This is a genomic window from Lacticaseibacillus saniviri JCM 17471 = DSM 24301 (genome assembly GCF_001311785.1).
In the GTDB taxonomy this organism is placed as follows: Bacteria; Bacillota; Bacilli; order Lactobacillales; family Lactobacillaceae; genus Lacticaseibacillus; species Lacticaseibacillus saniviri.
On the sequence record NZ_BBBX01000002.1, the window covers coordinates 133,670 to 156,332 of the forward strand.

Genomic DNA, 22,663 nt, shown 5'->3' on the forward strand with positions numbered 1-22,663 from the left:
CCCGTTGACGGCTGGTCGGTCGTTAGATCAGGTCAACTTTTTGCAGTTCATCAGTATGACAACCGGGGGCCAAACGGCAGTGCCATCATTACTGACACTGGGCATGCGACCGTACATGACCATGATGATTATTTGGCAAGTGATTACGGCGCTCGACTTGGATGTGGTGAAGCAACTCTCACAGCGGCGGGTCGGAATTATCCAACGCTTTCTCACGTTGTTTTTCTCACTGATTCAAGGATTTGAAATGATCTACTTCATTCGCGATGCGTTTGATAGCAACGATCCTTGGCAGATCGGGATTAACCTGAACGTGGCCATAGCGTGGATTGTACTGGTCGGTGGGGCCATGTTCATGACCTGGTTGGGGGACCTTAATGCTGTTCACGGGATCGGCGGCACCATTGCCTTGATTATCCCGGGCATCATTGCAAGCATTCCAACGGGGTTGAGCAGTGGGGTTGGTTCCGCGATTACAACGTCATATAGCTTGACCACCCAACACATTATTATCGCGGTGTTAATCGGGCTCTTGTTCATCATCGTGATGTATTACCTCTATCAAGGGGAATTGCATCTCCACGTTGAGCGCCCACTGACGCCGAGTGTCTATGCGAGCTCATATTTCCCCCATGCGTTTCTTAACGGCTGGGGCGATGCCGTTCATGTTCTCAAGCTCCTTGTTCAGTGTGCCGCGCTTATTGGTCAATCAGACGGTCGGTCCAACCGATGCGTTTCAACGCTGGGTGGCGACCTGGTTCTCATTCCAAACCTGGCAGGGCATTCTGATGTACGGGATTTTGATTGTGCTACTGGGGTATGCATTCGGCTACCTCAATGTACAGCCGACCAATGTGGCTAAGGAAATGAAAGAAAACGGGGAGTACTTCTTGAACGTGATGCCGGGGGACCCGACAGAGATGTTTTTGAGTGGGCACTTTGGGCGCTTATCACTCTTAGGGAACCTTATCCTGGCATTAATCGGGGTTGGCCCTTTGATTGTCGGCCTCTATATCCCCGGTGCCGCGAACTTCTCGGTGCTCTTCAGCAGTTTGTTTATTTTGATTACATTGACAGATACCATCATTCAACAGGTACGGGCGCTACGGACAAAAGACCGTTACTCCGTCTTTTAACAATTCGTCAGGAAGGAAATGGCTCATGATTAACTTGATTCCAGCGTGGCCACAAGAAGCGAGTCGCGCACAAGAAGATGCCACCGTGAATTTGGTCCAACTGTTAGCGACAACGGCACAACCAACGCGCCTCATTGTGACTGATTATCGACCAACGCTGCGCTATTTCTTGGCGGCCAATGACCTCCTTGAAACCGAGTGGCTGAACGTGTTTGACGTTATCCAGCAGGTTCATCACAATACGGGACTGCCATTGGGCGTTGAAGATATCGTTTGGCCAAAGATGTGCAAGCCATTTATGGGGTCAATGAGGTGTATCTGTACCGTGAAGAACAATTGGTTGGGACGGTGACCATGGCCCAACCTGGTTTGTTGAAACCGTTGAATGGCAGACAGAGATGGGTACGCGGACGGAATTTTATGATGATCGCGGATTTTTGAGCGCGAGCTTTGACGCGGATGAAGATGCCAACGTCACACGGCGGACTTGGTGGACACCTCAAGGGCAGCAGGCCATGATTCAGGACCAAAGCGGCTATCACTGGTCACTTGCGCCGGATGACTTACCCAAGGACTATGCAACTTTTGAAGCCTTACTCGGCGCGGTGTTGACACCAGCAGTCGCAACCGAAGATCATTTTGTGGTGCGCTTAACCCGCGATAACCACGCGCTGGCACAGTTCATCAGTGAGCACTGGCAGACGACACTGCAGGTGGCTTCACAAATGGATCTGCCTGATGCTGCGGATGCGGCGTTGATCAGTGCGAGTCACGCGGTGATTTTGCCGACCGAACAGATGAAGCAACGCCTACAACGGCGGCTACCGGATCAAGACGCCACACATTGGCGCGTAATTGCGCCATTTGCGACTGATTTGGCATTGGGCCACTCGAATGAAGCCGAGAACCTGTTAATTTATTGGCACTTGAATAATCTCACGGCGGCTCGCACTGAAGCGGTCTACGTGAAGTTATTGGCCGCCCTTGCACGGCACACAGATTATGCCCTAAAGATTAATGTTCACAATCAGGCTGAGGCCGAAACAATGAGTCAGCGTGCCTTGGACGTCATCACCCAGTTTTATGGGATTGGTGGCGACTCCGCGGAGTTTGTTCAGATACAACAGGCACTCACGAAAAAGAAACGCCATTTATGCAGAATGTCGATGAAAGCGTGCTGGATGGTTCCGGTAAAACAAAAGTGGATCGACTGTCACAGATCAAACACTTTATGGCGCGGGTCACATTTCGTGTGAACAGCGATTTTGCGACGATTCGCCGTGATTTCAATGAGGCCCGAGTTTTACTCGATCTGGGTGATGAGCCGAATCTCTTCATGCAGATTCGGGCTATTTCGGCTGGCATTCCGCAAGTCAATCGAACGGCGACGGGATATGTGCAACAGGATGGCAACGGGACCGTTGTGGTGAGTGATGCCGCGGCACCCGTGGCCGTGCGGACGTATCTCGATCAACTCACGCGTTGGGGCCAGTCACTAGTGATCGATGCCCAATTGATCGATCAGCATGCGCAACCACAGCTGTTGGCACAATGGGAGGAGGAACTGTAATGGCCAAACATCATTTCTTTCAGCTAGGACCAGTGGCACTCGATTTGCCACAGGAACTCGCCCATCAACACCAATTCGAGTGGGTCGATAATGATGCGACATATATGCCCGATTCAGAGCAATATCTGTTTGTCGACGGCCAGCTCAACGCGCGCTATCGCAACAATTGGTATTTGATCAGTGCCGGTGCGGCGATTCTCGATGATCCAGCGCGATTGACCACCTTGCCGGCTAATCTCATCTTATTGGATACTGCCGCTGATTATTCCAGTGAAGTGGCGCGGATTTTGGCGCTCAAGCAAGCCCATTCCGTGGCCTTTGCCGATCGCGCGCGATTACGCGACGTGCTCGATCATGATTGCTTTGATGGACAACAGGGGGGCGGCCTAGATGCCGATAATATCGCGGTGAATGCGAACTTCACAGGCGCCGTGAGCCAAGATGGTCACGTCAAACTCACAGTTGAAGGTGACTTCGACGAGGTCACGGGACCACTGTTGAATTGGCGCAATGTGAGCTGGGGCTTGTATGATTCTTATTTTGACGTGCAACCTGAACTGAGTGTGACCGGTGACGTTGACGTGTGGTTTCAAGTCGCACTCATCCACAGCAAGACTAAGGAACTGACCAAACGCTACACGTTGCGTGGCGCGGAGATCAAAAATGGCTTGCGGCTCTATACCCAAAACGCCGATCAAATGATTCAAGTCAGCCTCTATGCGACAGGTTCGGGTGCCATTTCAGTCGGCAAGATTCACGTCCGACTATCTCGTGATGGCCTCGGCGAGCTGTTCCCAGGTGGTCAGCGATTAGTGGACGAGACCGCACGTCACACAGAAATCCTGACGTATTTTGATGCGGGCGACCTGAAACCACCACTGATGGTTTACTTCTCCGGCTATCGGACGGCGGAAGGGTTTGAAGCGAATTTCTTGATGCAACACTTCAAGAATCCCTTCATGATTATCGGTGATCCCCGACTCGAAGGGGGCGCGTTCTACGTCGGTAGTGATGCACTCGAGCAACAGATTGTTGATGCGATTGAGGCAAAGCTCGATGCGCTAGGCTTTTCGCGCGATCAACTCTTGATGTCAGGCCTTTCAATGGGCACGACTGGTGCGATTTATTACAGTGCCAAGCTGCATCCACATGCGGTGATTGTCGGGAAACCACTGGTTAACTTGGGCAACATTGCCGGCAATGAACGTATCAACCGGCCCAATGGCTTTCCCACTAGTTTTGATTTGCTATTGAATAATCAGGCCCCGGTTTCACCCGATGGCGTGGCGCAGATGAATGCGCGCTTTTGGGATTGCTTCAAGCAAGCGGATGTCTCTAATGTGTTATACGTGCTCGCCTATATGGAAAATGATGATTATGACGGCACCGCTTTTGCGGACATTTTCCATTATCTGACCACACACTTTCAAGGCGCACGGTTGTGGCATAAAGGCTTGGTTGGTCGACACAATGACGATACCCCAGGCATTACTTCCTGGTTCATTCGCCAAATCGAGCGCATCTTGACCACTGATTTTAATCGCGTGTTTAAGGAGGGATAGCCATGTTTGATCTTGTCTTTTGGCCACGCGCCACAACCGCGAGCTATAACTACGGGGCGACGATTCGCTTTGCGTCAAATGGCGCTGTGCAATACAGTAATCAGCTGATGCCACCAGGAGAGGCCATTCACACGTGGTCATCGGTGACCAACTATGATGATGTGCGAACGGCGCCCACTTTGCCGTTATTGCAACATGGCGTGACTTATTACTGGGAAAGTGTGATTTCTGACTTAATCGGCCGCATCCAAACCCAGGTGCTCTTTTGGGATGAGGACGGTGCCGAGGTCGATCGTGTCATTCTTGATGAGCAGCACGGGACGTTTCTTTTCCCAGAGATGGCGAAAAGTTATACCATTGAACTAGTGAATATTCATCACGAGCAATTCACTTTTGACTATGGCGTCTTGACGGAGGCCGATACGGCACTGCACGCTGACTGGCATGTCGATCTCGATCAACAATCAGTCATGGTTGTGCCAGATGGGCAGCGAGGCGATACCGCTGAAACCACGGTGGCCTTATCCGCGCGGAACATGGGCACGCAGCCTTTTGTGTTACCAGAGCGGGGTGCTTTTTATGGTATTTATGGAACGACCGGCCAGTTTATGAGCCCCGCTTGGCAGCACAAGCAACAAGCGGGCGTACGGCAAGCAATCAAGCACCTCAGCTTACCGGTGATGTCGACCAGCCCCAGTACGCTGGCCCTCAGTCAAATGTTATCAGCACAGTGATGAATGAACTTCGCAAGCAACCCAAAATAGTTTCGTTCACGAGACTTTATCAGGGAGGAGAGGCAGAGACGCTGGATCTGCCAACAGATAATATGAATTTTTGTTAATGGCGCAATCGGAATTGGAAATTCAGGTGTTGAACACGCTGAATTTTATCGTGCGAAACGATTCGACCAAGCGGGACTGCCTTATCGGTTTGTCTTCTCAGATTTTGCCCCTGAATTGCGTGAGGCAATGGAAGTTTGGGGCCTGACCAATGAACAGGTACTCAATGTTTTTGAATATTTCACGCTCGGTGACGACTATCTCACACAGGGTGTGACACAGCTATTCGACGCGAAAAAGGAAACAACGATTGATAGCACGAATACCCATCGCTTACGGCACAATTACACCAAGAGCGGGTTACACATTGTGGAAACACTGGTGAAGTATCCCAATAAGCACAAAGATGACGGTGTCTTGCTGGTTAGCACGGGCCATACCGAAATCTTCGATCGTAACACCGGACTCAAGAAGATGAGCTGGGAAACGGTGGACGATCCACATCGCCAATTCCTGATGCGAAACATTCATGTCTATCATCAGGCTGGCCATGAGCATCTGTTTTTCCCTAATGAAGTGCTGATGTTGCGGTATTTCTATCACAAGGTCAATGCGGCGTTTGATGAGGCCAATGTCTTCATCATTGATCGCGGCGAAAAGAATGAACACGCGTTGTTCGATGCCCCAATGCCACACGCCAAGTTCATCGATGTCGTGCACGCCGATCATTTGGGTGAACGTGACGATCCCAAGAATCCACTGTGGAATAACTACTATGAATATATGTTGACGCACATGGATAAACCCGATCGCGTGATTGTTGCCACCAAGGGCCAACGCGATGACTTCCTGATTGATTTTCCTGATCGGGGGGACCAGATTGTGACGATTCCTGTCGGTGGGGTCAGTGACACTCCTGCTGCAATCACGCCACATCAGCTTGAGGAACCATTGAAGCTGATCTCTGTGCAACGGCTCGCACCGGAGAAGCACGTCGATGAAGTCATCAAAGCTGTGGTGGCATTACATGATGCCGGCACACCTGTGATTTTGGATATCTACGGCCAAGGCGTGGAAAAGGATAAATTAGCTAAGATTATCACAGATGCGAATGCGGATGACTACATCGTATTGAAGGGTAATTCCAACAAATTAGCTGAAATCTATCCCCAATATGATGCATATCTCTCCGCATCGTACTCAGAAGGATTTGGTCTGACCTACATTGAAGCCTTGAATGCAGCATTGCCTATCATTGCGTACAAGGCCCGCTTTGGCGCAGTCGATCTGGTGACCGATGGGGTGAATGGCTTTTTGGCCGACTTCAAGCGTGATGACATCGACTACAACGTGCAGCAGTTGGTCGATGCGGTGCACAAATTGCTCGCATCGGACTACACGACACTACAACGGAATACACAAAAGACAGTCGTCGATTATCAAAATCACGTGATTGCGAAGAAATGGGAGGACTTGCTTCATGCGCTATGAACTACTCAACTCAATTCCAGATAACACGCCGCTTTGGGATGACATCACCAAACGGGCGAAGAAAAATCACGCGACGATTATGACGTTAGCCCCTTCTCCCGGTCTCTACGGCATGGTGAAGGACCACTCACTGCCAGCAACGAATTTGATTGATCACATCACGGGGCGCGCCTATCATCCCGGCCGTTATCTCTTCTTTGATCATGCGCCAGTACCTGAAGATACCGCAATTCAAATGCAAGAGGATGGTTTCATTAGTCTGGTCAATAACGGTGAAAGTATTGGTTACATGACCATCTATGCGAATACCCACCGTGCGGTTAAAGAAATCCATTACACGAATCCCGATGGCACCAACGACACGATTGAAGAGTATACGTTTGATGGCTCTCACTATAGTAATCTGATCTATTACAATAATGAGTTGCAGCAGATTCAATTTCTGAATGAAGCGGGTGCCGTGGTGATTCGCTACTTCTTCTTTGATGGCCTGATTAATCTGATTACAATTGAGACCCGGCGACACAAGAAGTGCTGCGGCGTTATGACACGCTCGATAGCTTCAATCAAAACGAATTGGCAATGCAATTACAGCCCGAAGACACGGTGACCATCAGCTATTTGGCCACGGAACTTAACGCGTTGATTAAGGCGCCATCGCGCAATGTATTGCATCTGTCAGAACCTGCCATTGATGAAACGGGTGCTGTGCGCGGTAACTTGTTGATGATTTTAAATGATCAGATTCCTTATATTCACGAGGTTGAAATGCCAGCGAGTGATTATAATGAGTTGGCGATGCGCAATATCCCACTCACAAAAGCGAAAATTATAGATGCATAATACGATAAAATAAGTTATCCATTTTGGATATAAAATAAGACCCGCAACTGATATCAAGTTGCGGGTCTATTTTTTTGATTTCGTGTTTATCTATGATTACTTCTTTTGAATTAGCCTTGACTAAGTTACTGATAATAAAAAAGCCCTTGTTAATGTCCTTAAAAGAAGCTTTAAAATTAAATAAGTAGAAATATTTTGACAAATTAATAACGGCTGGTATATTAGAGTCATTGCAGATTTAAAAATGTTTTTTATAAATATTGAACAACGGACGGCGCATTTGTTGCTCGATATGTCGCAATAGTTCGTATTAAGCTTGGGAGGTAAGAAGCATGGGAAGATTGAATCCTGAAAAAAAGTCAGAGATTTTCAACTCCAATAGTAAAACTCGTTTCCGGATGTATAAGGCCGGTAAGCGCTGGTTAGTTGCCGGAACAGCAACATTAGCCGGTTTATTTGGTGCGAGCATCGCACAAGGTAGTTCAGTAAAGGCTGATACATCAGCGGGCGTCGCCAAGGAAGCTAGCCAAGAAACGTTGGCGACTGCCAAGACGGGTACTATTCCGGCGGCCTCGACCACAGCAAGTACGAGCGCTAGTCAGAGCACTAGTACCAGTCTGAGCCAAAGTACAAGTGCTGTGGCTAGTGCCAGTGCGGCATCTAGTTTGAGTCAGAGCACAAGTGCTGTGGCTAGTGCCAGTGCGGCATCTAGTTTGAGCCAAAGTACAAGTGCTGTGGCGAGTGCCAGTGCACAAGCCAGCACGAGCCTCAGTCAAAGCGCAAGTGCAGTTAACAGTGCAGTAGCTAGCACTAGTCTGAGCCAAAGCACGAGTGCAGCTAACAGCGCACAGGCGAGTCAAAGCGCCAACACGGATCAGCAAGCAAACAGTCACGTCGCAATTCAATTATTCGCGGCCAGTGCCCCATCAACGGCTGCTTCTTCGACTGTCGCTAATTCGCAAGCCACCACATCAACAGTCGTCGCTTCGACGACTAGTGCCTCCACGACCAATAGTGAAGGTTCTTTGGCATCCAACCAAGTGGCCGCAACAATGGCTTTTGATGCTGACACCTTGAAGGCTGTTTGGCCCAATTACCAACGGGGACAACAGCAGAAGTGCTCAATGGTGTGACAGTCTTTACACTGCCTGTTGATACAACGGCAGCCGTCATCAAGCAGGCGCAAGATACCATCATCGCGGCTAAGCCAGCGGGTCCAGTTCAGGTTAAGGCAATGGCGGCAACAGCTACCACGACTTAACTGCATCTGAGCAAATAGCTCACGATGTTATGCATGATGCGGTTGGAACCTTAACGACACAGACCACTTTTGGACTGTTGAACTCGTTTAGTCAAATTGCTGATTTGATCAACATGTACGATCCAACCACCAAACTTTCAAATTTGACGCTGCTGCAATGGCCACTCTGCAGAATGATAAGCTCATTAGTGGTAATGGTGGTGAAGACACTACTGGCCTGTTTGGTCAGACAAATCACTGGGACATCCCACCGATTAATACGACCTCACAGGTTTGGCTTGATCCAAACGGGAAGTTCTATTCTTCCGACCAGAAGGATTGGTTAGGACGACCTACCGGATATCGGACATTACTCACTGCACAACAAGTTCAAGATCTTTGGAACGTTGGGGTCGCAAGCTTCTTGCAACCATATGTTCAAGGCCTTATTGATTATCAACAACAGATTGCCAATGCGCTGGATCCTACCAAGACACCAGATGCTGCTAAGAATCAAGCAGCGTTGATGGCGATGAGTGATTATCGTGCAGGTGATATGACTTCAGATGGTTCTAATTTTGCATCAATCATCTCTGGGGTTTGGGTGGGTCAACAGTTGATCAGTTAGTGCCTGCGGTTTTTGGCAACAACAATCTCGTTACTGGTGACGCAGCGACAGCCTTTAATAATACATGGTCTGGTTTAAACAAATTGTTAAAGGTCATTATCAGTACTATCCAGAATTCTATTGTTCACCAAGCCTTGGGCGATATTCGTTCCTTAGGTCTTGCTGATGGATACATGACCAATGGATTGAGTAACTATGTGCCTGCCTCCTTGCAAGGTGCTATTAATCAAAATAATACATTACGAACTATTGTTAACACCATTGGGATGGGGAGTGCGACAACGGCGAGTTACACCAATTCCGTTTATCAGGCTTTAGCGAATGGGATTACTTCTGCAGTTTTGCGTAACGCTAATTACGGGATTGAAACAGCGCTTGCTGCCATGGATATCACACCTGTTAACCAATTAAAGGCTGACGGCGACACGATTTATACACCTACTCAGATGGGTCAATTAGCTACCTTCAATCCAACAGATCCAACGAGCGCAATGGGACACAATCAGACGGCTGCTAACTGGTCCTTACTGATGCAATCAGCTGGCTATTCATGGATGAACAAGATTGCAGCTCCATTGGCCCAATTGGCCATGAGTGATGTCGTCGGTGACGGCGCAGGTCATAGCACCATTGAAACATCCACTGCTGCGATTTTGAAGACATTGGTAGCAAATGGGACAATTAAGCAGTCCGATGCTGATTTGATTAATAACAGTCTGGGGACAACAGCAGATTCATGGGCCAAAATGCAGATATGGCCAATTACCAACGGCCCGGTCAAGGTGCATCAGACTTTATTCTTGGCTTATATAATGCTGAAGTGAAGGCTTACCAAACCGCCGCTACTGATTATATCAAGGCGCCTAATGCCACAACATTGAATACACCGATCTTTATCAATCCTGGTGATCCTAATGCCATTGGTAAGGGTACAGCAACGGCGTCTAACTCAGTCAACTATCAAATTCTTGCATATAACAAGGTTTACAAGTGGTTACAAGATTCAGATGCTGCTTTCAAGGCTTCTGAAGCGGCAGATACTGCTGCTAACACACAAATTAAGACGGTTGCTAAGGGCAGTGCGATTAGTATTACACCGGCCGATAGTATGCCTAATACTATTACTGGTGGCACCAGTTTATTTGGTGCCGCTGGCCTAGATGCAACAAAAGCTGATTTCAAGCCTTTAACTGATCCATCTTCTGTCTTAGGTAAGAATGGGGTTAACTGGTTGAACAACCAGTTAACTGCAGCATATATTGCTTCATACAACAGCGAAGCAACCCGTGCCACTGATGCCTTTGCAGCCGGTCAACAAGCAGCTAAAGATGCTGCAACGGCAGCAAATGGGTATGCAATCCCTGATCCTGCTAAGCGAGATAACGTACCATCTTCGACTAATTATTCAGTTAGCGATGATACGACCGCTCAAGTTACCAGTATGAAGGGCGGCACTATCTCGCATACAACTGGGGATATCTATTACGCTGGGTATCAAAATCAAGCAACAACCTTCCGTGTTAACTATACAGTTGCGAAGGGGACCTCAAAGCAGTTATTAGCAACTGACTTCCCAACGAGTGCTGGTTATATCGCTTATACTGATGCAAATGGGAATCCTGCCTTTTACAAACTCTTCAATACTGCAATTGGTACAAATGTTGTGGAAGATCCAGTATCAAGCAATGGGTTGACCGCTGGTGATTCGCAATCATTAGTTGCCACCAACGTTGATAGCAGTAATGTGATTAATTTTGTTTACAGTAATAACCTTGTGAGCCAAGGTGCTGTTTTGAATGGCCAACCAATTACTACACCGTATGATGGCCAAACGGCAAGCTCACACGCTTCTGGTAAGTTGTCAGTCACCTTGAACTTTAAGGATTCACAAACAGGCAGCGCAGCTAACTATGGACCTTATGACTTGGTTGAAGGTGATTATGTTGTCACCGGTGATAGTTCCAAGGTTGGCAAATATACCGTTACCTTAACGGATCAGGGTCGTCAAAAGATTGAAGCAGCGTTGACAGCCGCAGGTGCGTCTGTTCAAAATGTGGATGATCAGTTGAAGGGCTTAACTGGTACAATTACTATTCAAGACAGCGTTACCGGTTTATCACAAGTAACTTCAGCTAACCAGACCATCAACGTTGGTGATGCTGTACCTAGTCAGAGTGCTTTCTTCCCAACAATTTTGGACTCAAAGGGCAACTCAATTTCAATCGATGATGTGACGATTAGTGGCTTACCAACTGGTTCACCACAGGCTGGAATGTACATTGTGACATTGACTGTTACAGATCCTATTAGTGGTCAAGTAACGACCAAGCAAGCTATTTTGAATGTTTTGGATCCAATCAACTCACAATTGAACTCACAAATTCAAGCCTCCACATCGGCTGCGGCTTCTGTTGCAGCAAGTGAAGCCGCATCAACTGCTGCATCAATGAGCACCGCATTGTCTCAAGCAAACTCCACGGCAAGTGCTGCAAACAGCGCAACTTCTGACGCTAATTCTACGGCATCGACCGCTAATTCAGCTGCTTCAGAACTAGCTTCTCAAGCGAGTGCTCGTGAATCAGCTTCAACATCAGCAATGATGTCGGAACACAACTCACAGTATATTTCTGAACAAACAAGTGCTGATATGTCTAACTTTATTAGCCAAGAAATATCTAATGCTACCTCTGCAGGAACGAGTGCCGCTGTTTCAGACGGCTACAATGCGTCAGATGCTTCAAACGCTGGTAGTGCTGTAGGTAGCCAGGTTGGTAGTGTCGCAGACTCACTGATTAGTAGTCAAAGTACTAGCATTAGTGAATCAGCAAGAGAAAGTAATATCGGGAGTATTGCCGCATCACAAGCCGTTTCTGATGGCATTAGTGATGAAAGCTCATTGACCTCTATTTATAATAGTGCTGCAAATTCGGCACAATCTCAGTACAATTCGGTTATTGAATCAAATAGTGCAAGTACGCAACTCAGCAATTCTATTTCACAAAGTAATAGTGCTGCCGCAAGTGCTGTAGTCTCTCAAGCATCAGCTGCTAATAGTGCCTTGAGTCAATTGAGTGAAATCGCAAGTCGGAGCGATAGCGCTGTAGCATCAGCATCAAGCCAAGCTTCAGCAGCTAACTCCGTAGCAAGCGCCGCTTCTGAATTACAATCAGCAGCCAGTGCATCAAACTCAGCCGCTGTCAGTGAAGCTATCAGTAACGCAGAAAGCCAAGCAAGTGCTGCAGGTTCAACAAGTGAACAGATTTCTGCCGCAGGCAGTACTGCAGCAAGTGAGAAGACGAGTGAAATCGCATCTAATGCAAGTTCAACCGCTGCATCACAAACTGCAAGTCAAGCAGGATCCGTTGCCGAGAGCCAAGCCGTATCAGCTGGTTCAACAGATAGTCAAGCAAGTGCAGCAGGTTCAATTGCCGCATCACAAGCTGCTTCTGTCACAGCAAGTCAATTAGCTAGTGCCAGTGTTGCCGCAAGTGACGCAGCAAGTGCATTGAACTCACAAAACTCAGCTGCTAATAGTGCCTTGAGTCAATTGAGTGAAATCGCAAGTCGGAGCGATAGCGCCGTAGCATCAGCATCAAGCCAAGCTTCAGCAGCTAACTCCGTAGCAAGTGCCGCTTCTGAATTACAATCAGCAGCCAGCGCATCAAACTCAGCCGCTGTCAGTGAAGCTATCAGTAACGCAGAAAGCCAAGCAAGTGCCGCAGGTTCAACAAGTGAACAGATTTCTGCCGCAGGCAGTACTGCAGCAAGTGAAAAGACGAGTGAAATTGCATCTAATGCAAGTTCAACCGCTGCATCACAAACTGCAAGTCAGGCAGGATCCGTTGCCGCTAGTCAAGCAATCTCTGCAGGATCAACTTCAGAAGAAGCCAACTCCGCAGCAAGCACAGCGGCATCACAAGCTGCTTCTGCCACAGCAAGTCAATTAGCAAGTGCCAGTGTTGCCGCAAGTGAAGTGACAAGTGCATTGAACTCACAGAATTCTGCTATTGCTAGTCAAAACAGTCAATTGAGTGCTGCTAACTCTGCAACGAGTCATGCAATTTCAGTTGCTAATAGTCAGGCTGCTTCTGTTGCAAGTGATAACTCAACCTTGTTGAGCCAAGCTAGCTCTACAGTTAACTCAGCCTCTACAGATGCAAGCCAGACTGGATCAATTGCAAGCGAAAACTCAGTGATTGCAAGTCAGGCGGTATCAACAGCGTTAAGTCAAGCTGCTTCAACAGGGTACGACAGCTCAGTTGCAGCTAGCCAAGCTGTATCAACAGCAGTGAGTGACGCCGCATCGACTGCAAGCCAAAACTCTACCTTATTGAGTCAAGCTAACTCGACAACTAGTGCTGCTTCAACGGCCGCAAGCCAGATGGCATCAACGGCAAGTCAGAATTCAACATTAGCGAGTGAAGCTGTATCAACAGCAATGAGTCAGGCTGCTTCCGCAGCACAATCCACTTCAAACGGGAATGGTGGCGGATCTAACCCAGGGAACGGTGGTAATGGTACCGGATCTAACCCAGGTAATGGCAATAATGGTGGCGGCAACGGCACGGGGAACTTACCTGGTACAGGTGGTAGTCAATTACCTGGCAGTGAACTTCTGCATGACGCTGTCGCAACTATTGTGCAACACTCCACTGATGTTGAAGTTTATGACAAGCCAAATGGCACAGGTACTGGCAAGATGTTACCAGAAAGTACCGATTGGAAGGCCTATGAGAAGTACACCGATGCTAACGGCGTTGTTTGGTACAACTTAGGTGGTAACCAATGGGTCAAAGGCACTGGGATTATTCTCGATGCTAAGCCAGGCAGCTATAAGGAACTGAAGACGATTGGGGTTGTGACCCAAGGCTCAGGCGTTCCTGTTTACACCTTGCCTGGTGTGAGTGGTAAGGCTACCGGCCAAATCTTGAAGCCAGGTACGGCATGGAAGATTAGCGCATCGGTAATCACAAGCGATGGCCAACTCTGGTATCGTGTTGGGACGAACCAATGGGTCAAGGCGACGGACATCACAATTGGCAATATCCAAGCGATGAATGATGTTGCCGTGATCAACTATGTACCAGGTTATGGTATCAATGTTTGGGCCGATGCTAATGGCACCAAGTTTACTGGCAAGCGACTCCAGACGGGCTCCGCTTGGAAGGTCTTTGCTAAGGCAACTGCTGCCAATGGTCATGTCTTCTACAATGTCGGTGGTAACCAATGGATTGATAGTGCCAATGTCATCCTCGGTTCTAAACCAGCATCGAAGCCGGTTCAAAAGAACACCACGACCATCAAGTACGTTCCAGGTTACAGCATCAAAACTTGGCAATCACCAACTTCTAAGGTGAGTGGCAAGAGCTTAGCAAACGGCGCAACAGTGACCGTTTCAGCAAGCGAAATCGTGAATAATGAACTCTGGTACCAAGTTGGTCCAAACCAATGGATTAATGCGAAGTACACTAATGAGCTTCGTTAGTCACAAGTCATAGGCAACGCAATGAAACCCCCGAGGGATACCCTCGGGGGTTTTGTTGTGGTTGAGAATATTGGATGAAAAAAGCGTTGCGACAGCTGATTCGAGCTTGTCACAACGCTTTTTTGTGTTAGATGGCTAAAGTGCGAGTCCACCATCATTGAAATCGGACATTAAGAGCTGTCGTTCCGCTTGCAGGAGTGCATTCGCTGTGAACCAGCCTTCCCGCAGTAGACGACCAATTCGAGCGGTCTGAGCGAGTGTTTCTGCCAAGGTGTCATCGGGAATCTCTTGGACAATCGCATCAGCCTCATGAATATCATTGATAGTGAATCCCAGGTGGTTGGCCTCGATAAATGGGGCCACCGCACTGGCTTTAGAAATGATGACTGGCATGCCATGTGAGAGATAGAGGGAGACTTTGTGTGGGTGATTGTAGTGGGTGTAATCACCATAGGGGCGGCCATCCAGATTGTTATCCCAGGCTAAGCCAAATGCTCGCGGCATTTTTTCAATGAGATCCCACTGGAATAGCCCACCGCCGTACGTCACTTTTGAGTTAGCATTCAGGTAATCGGCTAATTCATCGTCGGTAACACCAAAAGTAGTAATCGGTGTGTCGAGATCCCAGTGCACCAAAAACTGTGACTTAAACAGATTGCCCGCCATTACTAGCTTGCGCTCAAAAGTCTCTGGTTTGATTTCATATTTGTCCCACTGATGTTCGTCATCGAGGTAATCCAAAAGCAGGTGGTCAACCATGGGTGCGGTGACACCTTCTTCATGCAACGTTCCGCCATGGGTTGTCCGTGGACGATGAGACCGTCCGCTTTGTTGAAGTACGCCATCTCATCGAATTGATCGCGAATATAAGGGAAACGCCAAGTATCGACATCATGGATAAAAATGATGACCGAGATACCTCTGAGGTGCATTTGATCGATGAAATGATTCTCGAATCGATAACTGTTCAGACTGGGATACTGATGGACAATTAAGTCCCCCGGATTGACCCCTGCTGTAATCCCGTCGATGCGGGCAATCTGGGACTCGTCTGACTCTCCATTATCGTCATAACGAAATAAGTCGAGTGGGAGGTAGTCATGGCGCATCGCAATTGTAGAGACATCAACCTTGGCTTTGCTTGTTGCATCAAAAGAGAAACCTTGGTTCATTTGTGTAATCCATTTTTTCAAGATTGGTCCTCCATAACATCAAAATAAGGCATTATTTGGGTTGTGATTGATCATAAAGTTTACCCAGCACGTCAAACATGGCTTTTTTCAGGAAGAAGCCATTGCGAATCAACGGTCCCATCGCTTGGACACGCGCAATCATTGCATGATAGTCCTCTTCAGAGACTGCTGCTAATGTATCTGGCAGCTGAGATAAGTCGTCAATAACAAGTCCGAGGTGATTAGCTTCAATAAAAGGTGCAAAAGAGGCTTCTCGCCAAACAATGACGGGTTCATCGGCAGCCAGATACATGCTCAATTTGGCTGAGGAGTTGTAATGCATATAGTCTGCAATCACGCCGGTGGCTTCTGGGTAAGAATCGGAACTCCACACGAGTCCGAAAGATCCGTGAAGTAGCTGGTTAATCGCTTCAGGATCGACACGGGGCGTCAGCGAGATGTTAGGATGCTGCGCGAGGTCCAATTCATCTGGAGAAGCGCCATAGACGTTGATTTTGAAGTCCTGGGGTAGTTCATAAAGGAATTTGGCATAAATCAAATTGCCTGCATAGTCGACACCGTGTCCGAGCGTTCGTGGGGGTTGGAAGTAGGTGCTGGCGTTCCCACCCGGTCCGTAAATCGCAATATTATCGGTAATCTCACGGCCCTTAATGGCCATCTGTTCGCGTAGGTGCTCGGCCATTGCAGTAGAATGTGTGATAATCCCGTCTACTTGTGGGATGAAGTTCATTTCAATTTGGACGGATGGATTATTCAGCCAAGTCTCCCGTTTCTGCGTATCAGGTGCGGGAAAGACAGGTTGATCGCGCCAAGTGAGCATATCATCGATAATTAAAACGATATAGGCACCGAATGCACGAGTATGTGAGAACAGCTTTTGAAGCCAGCGTTGATCAACAACGGGCAATGGCCACTGCATAAAGACAGTATCATAGCGTTTGAGTCCCGCTAAGATACCGTCCATGCGAGCGTTGATGACATCTTCTGGCTCGTCTTCCCAAGTATACATATAAGCATCCATGCGCTGAACGCCAATTTCGGCAGCAAATTTTTCTCGGTCGTAATGATATTTACCGGCCGCGCCATAATCCCAAAAATATATCCGTGTTCGGGTGAATCGCTAAAATGTAAAATGAAAGCCGCCATGTTGACCTCCAGTAAATAATTATTTAATCTGAAATAATCATAGCATAAATGACTTTAAAAGGTGGTTTTGCGGCCTTTTATAGAAGTGGAAAAAGCCTGGTCCATAGAAAAAGTCCGTGTTAATTTATCACGGACTTTTTTAGTTGAAATGCTTGCCTAAAATATCCAAATCACGTAACTGGCCATCCATATCGGCAACTTGTGCAGATGCCCCCAACGCGTGAAGCCGTTCTTCAAAAAGAGGCCCTGACTCGCTTGGTTGTGGTGGAAGATAAAGGCAACGATGGTGTTTAAGCCCAACGTTTGGAGTTGTGGGAAAACATAATCCAGCGCTTGTTGCCCTAACCCCTGATGATGAAAGCGTGAATCGATGTAGATACTGATTTCCGCGGTTTTACTGTACGCGGGCCGGCCGTAGAACGCTTCAAGACTGACCCATCCCGCTGTTTGGCCATCGACTTGTATCAACCAGATGGGATAGTGATCCGGTGTGAACTGCGCAAACCAGTCTTCTTTTGAAGCGACGGTCACGGGCGTGAGGTCCGCTGTGGCAAGACGCGTGGGAATGCTCTGATTATAGATGTCGACAATGGTGGGCAGATCGGTGTGTTGGGCGAGTGTGAAAGTGGTCGTCATGAAAGGAGCTCCTTAGAAAATAGTTTATGCTCTTATCATGGCAGTTAATTGGGGGATTTGACTAGTGCCCGTCGCTCAGCATCTATTTACCTAGGGTTTTACGGTAAGCGGCGAGATGTTACACACTTGATTCTGGAAAGTGCCACGTGTGAACCAGTTCAGTAGGAGATGGCAAATAGGCAAATCGTTGATACATCGGTTTTAATGCATCATCCCAAGCCTTAGCGGGATGAACCAAATTGCTTCAGCGAGCGAGATACCACCAAAAATAAGAACGGGAATTAGAATAGGGGAGAGACAGCCAATAGTGAGTTTCTGGTGTTTTGTCATTATCCTACTATTCAAATGAATTAAATATATCACCTCATAGGATGTAGGTATTGTCAAAATGATTGAAATTATAGCTATTGGCTGAAGGGCAAAAGATTTAATTGCGTATGAATCCTTTCCAAACCAAAAACTCCCTCAATACAGAGAGAGTAAAATGACGGCAAACAAAAAATGGATCATAACGGACTTGAACCGTCGACCTCCTACATGCGAAGCAGGCGCTCTCCCAACTGAGCTAATGACCCATAACACTTCATAGTTTAGCACAATAAATCAGGCTGTAAAGCACAAAAAAGCCGCCGTGGGTAGCGGCGACTTAGGAGTTTGGGCGATTGGCTGGGTGACCAATTACCGATTTTACTTTGGAGGAGTAAAATGAAAAAGTTATGTTTGGGATAGGAATGAGTGGGTAGCTCATTTCTATGTTTCTAACTATAACCAGAAGTTGTGACTAATTTGTGAACGAAGCGTGCCGCTTTATTGAAACTGTGAGCACAAAAAGAAGATCAAAAAAGTCGCCGTGGGTAGGCGGCGACTAAAGGAGTTTGGGTGATTGGCTGGGTGACCAATCACCGATTTTACTTTGGAGGAGTAAAATGAAAGTTGGGTTTGGGATAGGAATGAGTGGGTAGCTCATTTCTATGTTTCTAACTATAACCAGAAGTTGTGACAAAACTGTGACGAAATATTTGCATTAAGGTAAAGTAATATTGAAAGAATGTTAAGTTTGCGAGACGAAATAGTTGCCATTTGAGCTGATAACGCTTATTCTAGTCGCAAAAAGAGGGTGTAGATATGGAAATTAAATTTGATGATGCAGCTGTAGAACGGATTCAGAGCCACTTGGCACCAGACAAGCAATTATTATTGACCTTTGAAGATGGCGTTGGCCCATATTCACAGCATGCAATGATTCACATGCAGATTCAATTCAGTATTAATGTCGTTGCTGATACCGATCCTGCGACAGATTACAATGCCACAATCGATAGCAACCTCGGCCCCATCAAAGTGAAGGGATATTCATTAGATGACCTCGAGGAACACATGGTCGTTCACTACCACAAATCCATGAATACTTTGGTATTGAGCGGTGATGGTGGCGATATCGACACCAATATGGGCTTCATTGATTTCACTGAAAAAGACGGCATTAAGGATAATCCAGCACGATGATAGGTCTCATTGATGCGCACAGCCATGCGACTGATGCGCATTTTGTGTGGCAACAAAAGAATTGAGTATCCGCAGTGTGATTAACGCGGAGAATCCAACGCACTTGGCGGAATTAACCCGATGGCAGACGCCACTGATCAGCGGTGGCATCCATCCGTGGCATACAGATACAGCGACAACAGCAATGATGACCCAACTCATTGCGCAAACACCGGTGACCGGTGAAATCGGATTGGATACCGTGTGGACCAAAGTGCCGCTGGCCACGCAATTGCCTTGGTTCAAACGCCAACTCGATATGGCGGATGCCTTACAGCATCCAGTCATTATACATACAAAGGGTGCCGAGTTGTTAACCGCACATCTCTTACAGCAACATCCGGGCCCATTCCTGATTCATTGGTATTCCGCGTTGACGGGACTCGATCAGTTTTTGGCATTGCCGACGTATTTTTCCATTGGACCGGATCTGATGACTGATGTCGCGGTGCAACAAGTTCTGCGTAAGGTGCCGTTATCGCGGTTGCTTGTGGAGTCGGATGGGTTAGAGAGCATTTACTGGGCTACAGGCCAACATCAGGACTATCACGAGACGCTGCTGGCGTTATACCAACAAGTTGCGGCCGTTAAACACGTTTCTGTAAGCGTTGTGATGAAACAACTCGCGATTAACTTTGAAAAATTTCTTCATCCTGTCGATTAATTTGAAAATTTGCTTCATATTAGTTGGCATTTGCGTTAGGATTAGTCTAGCAACGATAACTGGTGATATTAAATAAGGGGGATTTGTAGTGATTCACTACACGTTTGAATCGGGTTTGACGATTCATGAAATAAAAGCATTATATGGTAGCGTAGGTATGACGGACTATCTCAAGGATCCAGCAGGCACCGCAATGGGGTTAGCTAACTCCACGATGATTACGGCGCGTGACGACGATCAACAGTTGGTGGGCTTGATTCGCGGGTTAAGCGACATGCACACCATCGCGATGATTCAAGATCTTCTGGTGATGCCAGACTATCAACATCAAGGGATTGGCCATGAACTGTTGAAGACATTCACGGACTATTTCAAGCAGGTGTCACGGATTGTGATTGTTTGCAACCGGCCCGAGTTGGCTAGTTTATATGAAAAAGCGGGCTTTGTTCCCGAGTCCGATACCGCGCTGACCACCTTTGTTCATCCCCGGCGCTTATTAGAACCACGCTATTAATCACGTCAGCTTCGGCTGTTAAAAAAGTCATCACACTTCTCAAAAAGTGTGATGACTTTTTGTTTTATAGATTCTTTAGCCGCACATCGAACTGCACGCCACGCGGCTCGACATCCACCACGCGGATGTGGCCGTGGTGACTGTCCACAATCCACTGGGCGATGGCGAGACCCAGGCCACTGCCACCGGTTTGGCGATTGCGGGAGGCATCGGTGCGGTAGAAACGCTTGAAGATTTTGGCCTTGTCCGCATCCGCAATCGGTGCGCCCGAGTTACCCACGTGCAGTAGCCAATCGCGCTTGTCGAATTCCACATTGACCCAAATCGAATCACCCGGTGCGGTGTACTTGAGCGCGTTGTCCAACAAAATAATCAGGAGCTGGCGAATCCGATCGAGGTCAAAGGAGGCGCGGCTATCGGCCGGCACGTGCCAGGTCAGGGCCTTGTCCTGACTGTTGGCGATATCGGCATACGGTGCCAGCGTCTGTTCAAAGAATGGCACAAGGTCAATGGTCACCGGATTGAGCGCTGTCGCGTTACTGTCGGCCTTGGCAATGGTGAGCAGGTCGTTTGTCAGTGTTTTGAGCCGCGTTGTTTCATTGAGTGAGGTCGCAATGGCTTCACTCTGATCGATGATTTTGGCTTGCGGCTTAGTCAGCAGTTGTTCCTGCTGGCTCTGAATCACCGCTAAGGGTGCGCGCAGCTCATGTGCAGCATCGGCGACAAAGTCCTGCTGTCGTTGCCAAGAGCGGATGATGGGCCGCATAGCACGCCGTGAGAGCCAATAGGCTAAACCCAAGGCCAACAACCAAAGATGACGATGGTGATAATCAAGACTTGGCGGAAGGTATTCATCGCCCGCACTTGGCCATCTACACTCTGCAAGATGAGCACATAATGGCCCGCGTACTCAGGATTAACATTTGTCTTTGCGACCTTGAGCAGCAAGGTTCGGAAGACGCCGTGATTGGTCTCTAAAGTTTGTTTTTGGTTCAGAACTGACTTATCGAGCGCGATATTTTTGAAGTAGGTGTAGTTGCGCTGGCCCAGACTGGCCTGATTCGTGATTTGCCCGGCGGTGTTATAAACCAGTGTGGTTGACTGCAGCGGCATATCAGCGTGAATCGGCTGTTGCTGTCGTGGCATCAAAGGGGTGAGCGGTTGCGCGTTCATCTTGGGCCCATCGATCAAGGCCTGGCGTTGATGGTCGAGACTCTGGTCGATATCGCGATAGACTGATTGGCGATAGAGCACAAACACGATGACCCCCAGCAAAAAGAAGAGCCCCGCGAAACTGAGTAATTCCGTGATGAAGAGTTTAGCTTGTTGGCGTTTGATGCCACGATTGGAGTCCATATTAATTTTCCTCCGTCAAAATATAACCGACATTTCGAATTGTTTTGATTAAGCCATCCGCCGCGGTGGCTTTTAGTTTGCGCCGAAGATTGGACATATAAACTTCAACCACGGTGAGCGCGGTGTCAGAATCAAAGCCCCACAGGCGATCGAAAATTTGATTCTTGGTGATGATGGTGCCTTGATTCTGCATCAAATACATCAACAAATCGAATTCCTTCCCATTGAGGGTCACCAGTTCTTCAGCGATGTGCACCTGATGCGCTGCCAAATCCAGGTGAATCGGGCCCGCCACTAGCTCTTGATCACTGAAGAAACTGCCCGTGCGTTTGAGCAAAGCCTTCACGCGCATGATGAGTTCTTCGCGGTGGAAGGGTTTGGTGAGGTAGTCATCACCGCCCAGCTCAAACCCGTGCAGTTTGTCTGAGAGTTCAGCTTTGGCTGTCAAAATCAGAACAGGTGTATCGATTTGATGTTGGCGCAAGTGGGTCAAGAGATCAAAGCCGTTGATCTCGGGCAACATGATATCCAAGATGATCAGATCATAGATATCTTGTTCGGCCATGAACTGACCGGTAAAGCCATCGGTGGCTGCTTCGACATCAGCGAATGGCTCTAGGAAATCTTGGATACTCTGTTGCAGATTCGGATCATCTTCAATAATCAAAATGCGTGGCAGCATTGTTATCACCTCATATGTATTATCGCATGCCGACCTTAAATAGAACTAAAGGCGCCAAGTAATTGTGATGTGCTTTAAGTTTATTTTATGGTGGCCCCGCTATATTAAAGGCAACGTCAACTGAGGCGTCGTGAATAAGCGGAAAGGAGTGCCACAATTGCAGAAATTATTCAAGCAAGCCATCGCCTTTGGA

At 47.9% G+C, this 22,663-nt stretch carries 23 protein-coding genes, 1 tRNA gene and 2 pseudogenes; 18 read left to right on the forward strand and 8 right to left on the reverse strand.

Annotated features, from left to right (window positions below):
* Window positions 1–55: 55 nt before the first annotated feature.
* The 15 genes and pseudogenes from JCM17471_RS15785 to JCM17471_RS02370 all read left to right on the forward strand — a co-directional run.
* Window positions 56–610 (forward strand): annotated as a pseudogene (locus JCM17471_RS15785) (preprotein translocase subunit SecY); the annotation flags it as partial.
* A 55-nt stretch (window positions 611–665) separates the two neighbouring features.
* Entirely contained in the window at window positions 666–1,136 is a 471-nt protein-coding gene (locus JCM17471_RS15790) for a hypothetical protein (RefSeq protein WP_263849384.1), read from the forward strand.
* Between the two features lie 25 nt (window positions 1,137–1,161).
* Window positions 1,162–1,488 carry an accessory Sec system glycosyltransferase Asp1 gene (gene asp1 / locus JCM17471_RS15795; protein WP_054776655.1) on the forward strand — a complete coding sequence of 109 codons (327 nt, stop codon included), beginning with the start codon at window positions 1,162–1,164 and terminating at the stop codon, window positions 1,486–1,488.
* 46 nt (window positions 1,489–1,534) lie between these two features.
* Entirely contained in the window at window positions 1,535–2,392 is an 858-nt protein-coding gene (asp1, locus tag JCM17471_RS02320) for an accessory Sec system glycosyltransferase Asp1 (RefSeq protein ID WP_054776656.1), read from the forward strand.
* Window positions 2,389–2,706 (forward strand): accessory Sec system glycosyltransferase Asp1, encoded by a 318-nt coding sequence (gene asp1 / locus JCM17471_RS02325; protein ID WP_263849386.1) that lies wholly within the window; start codon window positions 2,389–2,391, stop codon window positions 2,704–2,706. The genes asp1 (JCM17471_RS02320) and asp1 (JCM17471_RS02325) overlap by 4 nt, the downstream gene beginning before the upstream one ends.
* Window positions 2,706–4,268 (forward strand): accessory Sec system protein Asp2, encoded by a 1,563-nt coding sequence (gene asp2 / locus JCM17471_RS02330; protein WP_054776658.1) that lies wholly within the window; start codon window positions 2,706–2,708, stop codon window positions 4,266–4,268. Before asp1 (JCM17471_RS02325) ends, asp2 begins: the two co-directional genes overlap by 1 nt.
* A gap of 2 nt (window positions 4,269–4,270) precedes the next feature.
* Window positions 4,271–5,002 carry an accessory Sec system protein Asp3 gene (gene asp3, locus JCM17471_RS02335; protein WP_054776659.1) on the forward strand — a complete coding sequence of 244 codons (732 nt, stop codon included), beginning with the start codon at window positions 4,271–4,273 and terminating at the stop codon, window positions 5,000–5,002.
* A 234-nt stretch (window positions 5,003–5,236) separates the two neighbouring features.
* The gene (locus tag JCM17471_RS02340; RefSeq protein ID WP_369395775.1) at window positions 5,237–6,538 is read left to right on the forward strand and encodes a glycosyltransferase; all 1,302 of its coding nucleotides are present in this window, start codon (window positions 5,237–5,239) and stop codon (window positions 6,536–6,538) included.
* Window positions 6,528–7,148, forward strand: a complete 621-nt coding sequence (locus JCM17471_RS02345; RefSeq protein ID WP_156321561.1) for a hypothetical protein — start codon at window positions 6,528–6,530, stop codon at window positions 7,146–7,148. Before JCM17471_RS02340 ends, JCM17471_RS02345 begins: the two co-directional genes overlap by 11 nt.
* Window positions 7,121–7,381: a hypothetical protein gene (locus tag JCM17471_RS13855; protein ID WP_156321562.1), complete on the forward strand. Its 261-nt coding sequence runs from the start codon at window positions 7,121–7,123 to the stop codon at window positions 7,379–7,381. Before JCM17471_RS02345 ends, JCM17471_RS13855 begins: the two co-directional genes overlap by 28 nt.
* Before the next feature lie 332 nt (window positions 7,382–7,713).
* Complete coding sequence (locus tag JCM17471_RS02355; protein ID WP_054776662.1) at window positions 7,714–8,514, forward strand: KxYKxGKxW signal peptide domain-containing protein; 801 nt, start codon at window positions 7,714–7,716, stop codon at window positions 8,512–8,514.
* The gene (locus tag JCM17471_RS13860; RefSeq protein WP_156321563.1) at window positions 8,466–8,642 is read left to right on the forward strand and encodes a hypothetical protein; all 177 of its coding nucleotides are present in this window, start codon (window positions 8,466–8,468) and stop codon (window positions 8,640–8,642) included. Before JCM17471_RS02355 ends, JCM17471_RS13860 begins: the two co-directional genes overlap by 49 nt.
* A gap of 157 nt (window positions 8,643–8,799) precedes the next feature.
* Window positions 8,800–9,249: a hypothetical protein gene (locus tag JCM17471_RS02360; protein ID WP_054776663.1), complete on the forward strand. Its 450-nt coding sequence runs from the start codon at window positions 8,800–8,802 to the stop codon at window positions 9,247–9,249.
* A complete protein-coding gene (locus JCM17471_RS02365; protein ID WP_162208333.1) occupies window positions 9,249–10,073 on the forward strand; it encodes a hypothetical protein in 825 nt (274 codons plus the stop codon). The genes JCM17471_RS02360 and JCM17471_RS02365 overlap by 1 nt, the downstream gene beginning before the upstream one ends.
* A complete protein-coding gene (locus tag JCM17471_RS02370; protein ID WP_082395170.1) occupies window positions 9,986–14,734 on the forward strand; it encodes a beta strand repeat-containing protein in 4,749 nt (1,582 codons plus the stop codon). The genes JCM17471_RS02365 and JCM17471_RS02370 overlap by 88 nt, the downstream gene beginning before the upstream one ends.
* A gap of 135 nt (window positions 14,735–14,869) precedes the next feature.
* On the opposite strand, the gene JCM17471_RS02375 is transcribed toward JCM17471_RS02370, so the two are convergent.
* The 5 genes and pseudogenes from JCM17471_RS02375 to JCM17471_RS02395 form a co-directional block, all read right to left on the reverse strand.
* The gene (locus JCM17471_RS02375) at window positions 14,870–15,493 is read right to left on the reverse strand and encodes a glycosyltransferase (protein WP_162208334.1); all 624 of its coding nucleotides are present in this window, start codon (window positions 15,491–15,493) and stop codon (window positions 14,870–14,872) included.
* Window positions 15,403–15,927 (reverse strand): glycosyltransferase, encoded by a 525-nt coding sequence (locus tag JCM17471_RS02380; RefSeq protein WP_054776667.1) that lies wholly within the window; start codon window positions 15,925–15,927, stop codon window positions 15,403–15,405. Before JCM17471_RS02380 ends, JCM17471_RS02375 begins: the two co-directional genes overlap by 91 nt.
* Window positions 15,928–15,958: 31 nt before the next feature.
* Window positions 15,959–17,029, reverse strand: coding sequence for a glycosyltransferase (locus JCM17471_RS02385; RefSeq protein ID WP_500778358.1), 1,071 nt, complete (start codon window positions 17,027–17,029; stop codon window positions 15,959–15,961).
* Between the two features lie 183 nt (window positions 17,030–17,212).
* Window positions 17,213–17,709 (reverse strand): annotated as a pseudogene (locus JCM17471_RS02390) (GNAT family N-acetyltransferase).
* Window positions 17,710–18,211: 502 nt separating this feature from the next.
* Window positions 18,212–18,284: transfer RNA gene (locus tag JCM17471_RS02395), tRNA-Ala, on the reverse strand.
* 550 nt (window positions 18,285–18,834) lie between these two features.
* On the opposite strand from JCM17471_RS02395, the gene JCM17471_RS02400 reads away from it, so the two are divergent.
* The 3 genes from JCM17471_RS02400 to JCM17471_RS02410 all read left to right on the forward strand — a co-directional run bounded on the left by JCM17471_RS02400 (window position 18,835) and on the right by JCM17471_RS02410 (window position 20,432).
* Complete coding sequence (locus JCM17471_RS02400; RefSeq protein WP_054776668.1) at window positions 18,835–19,215, forward strand: iron-sulfur cluster biosynthesis family protein; 381 nt, start codon at window positions 18,835–18,837, stop codon at window positions 19,213–19,215.
* Window positions 19,216–19,261: 46 nt separating this feature from the next.
* A complete protein-coding gene (locus tag JCM17471_RS02405) occupies window positions 19,262–19,918 on the forward strand; it encodes a TatD family hydrolase (RefSeq protein WP_054776669.1) in 657 nt (218 codons plus the stop codon).
* Window positions 19,919–20,006: 88 nt separating this feature from the next.
* Entirely contained in the window at window positions 20,007–20,432 is a 426-nt protein-coding gene (locus JCM17471_RS02410) for a GNAT family N-acetyltransferase (protein WP_054776670.1), read from the forward strand.
* 64 nt (window positions 20,433–20,496) lie between these two features.
* Here JCM17471_RS02410 and JCM17471_RS14885 read toward each other — a convergent pair whose 3' ends face one another.
* From JCM17471_RS14885 to JCM17471_RS02420, 3 genes are read right to left on the reverse strand one after another with little or no spacing between them, the layout of a single operon-like run.
* Complete coding sequence (locus JCM17471_RS14885; RefSeq protein WP_225354087.1) at window positions 20,497–21,231, reverse strand: sensor histidine kinase; 735 nt, start codon at window positions 21,229–21,231, stop codon at window positions 20,497–20,499.
* Window positions 21,222–21,788, reverse strand: coding sequence for a hypothetical protein (locus tag JCM17471_RS14890; protein ID WP_225354088.1), 567 nt, complete (start codon window positions 21,786–21,788; stop codon window positions 21,222–21,224). The genes JCM17471_RS14885 and JCM17471_RS14890 overlap by 10 nt, the downstream gene beginning before the upstream one ends.
* Window position 21,789: 1 nt before the next feature.
* Window positions 21,790–22,476, reverse strand: coding sequence for a response regulator transcription factor (locus tag JCM17471_RS02420; protein ID WP_082395175.1), 687 nt, complete (start codon window positions 22,474–22,476; stop codon window positions 21,790–21,792).
* Window positions 22,477–22,663: the final 187 nt, after the last annotated feature.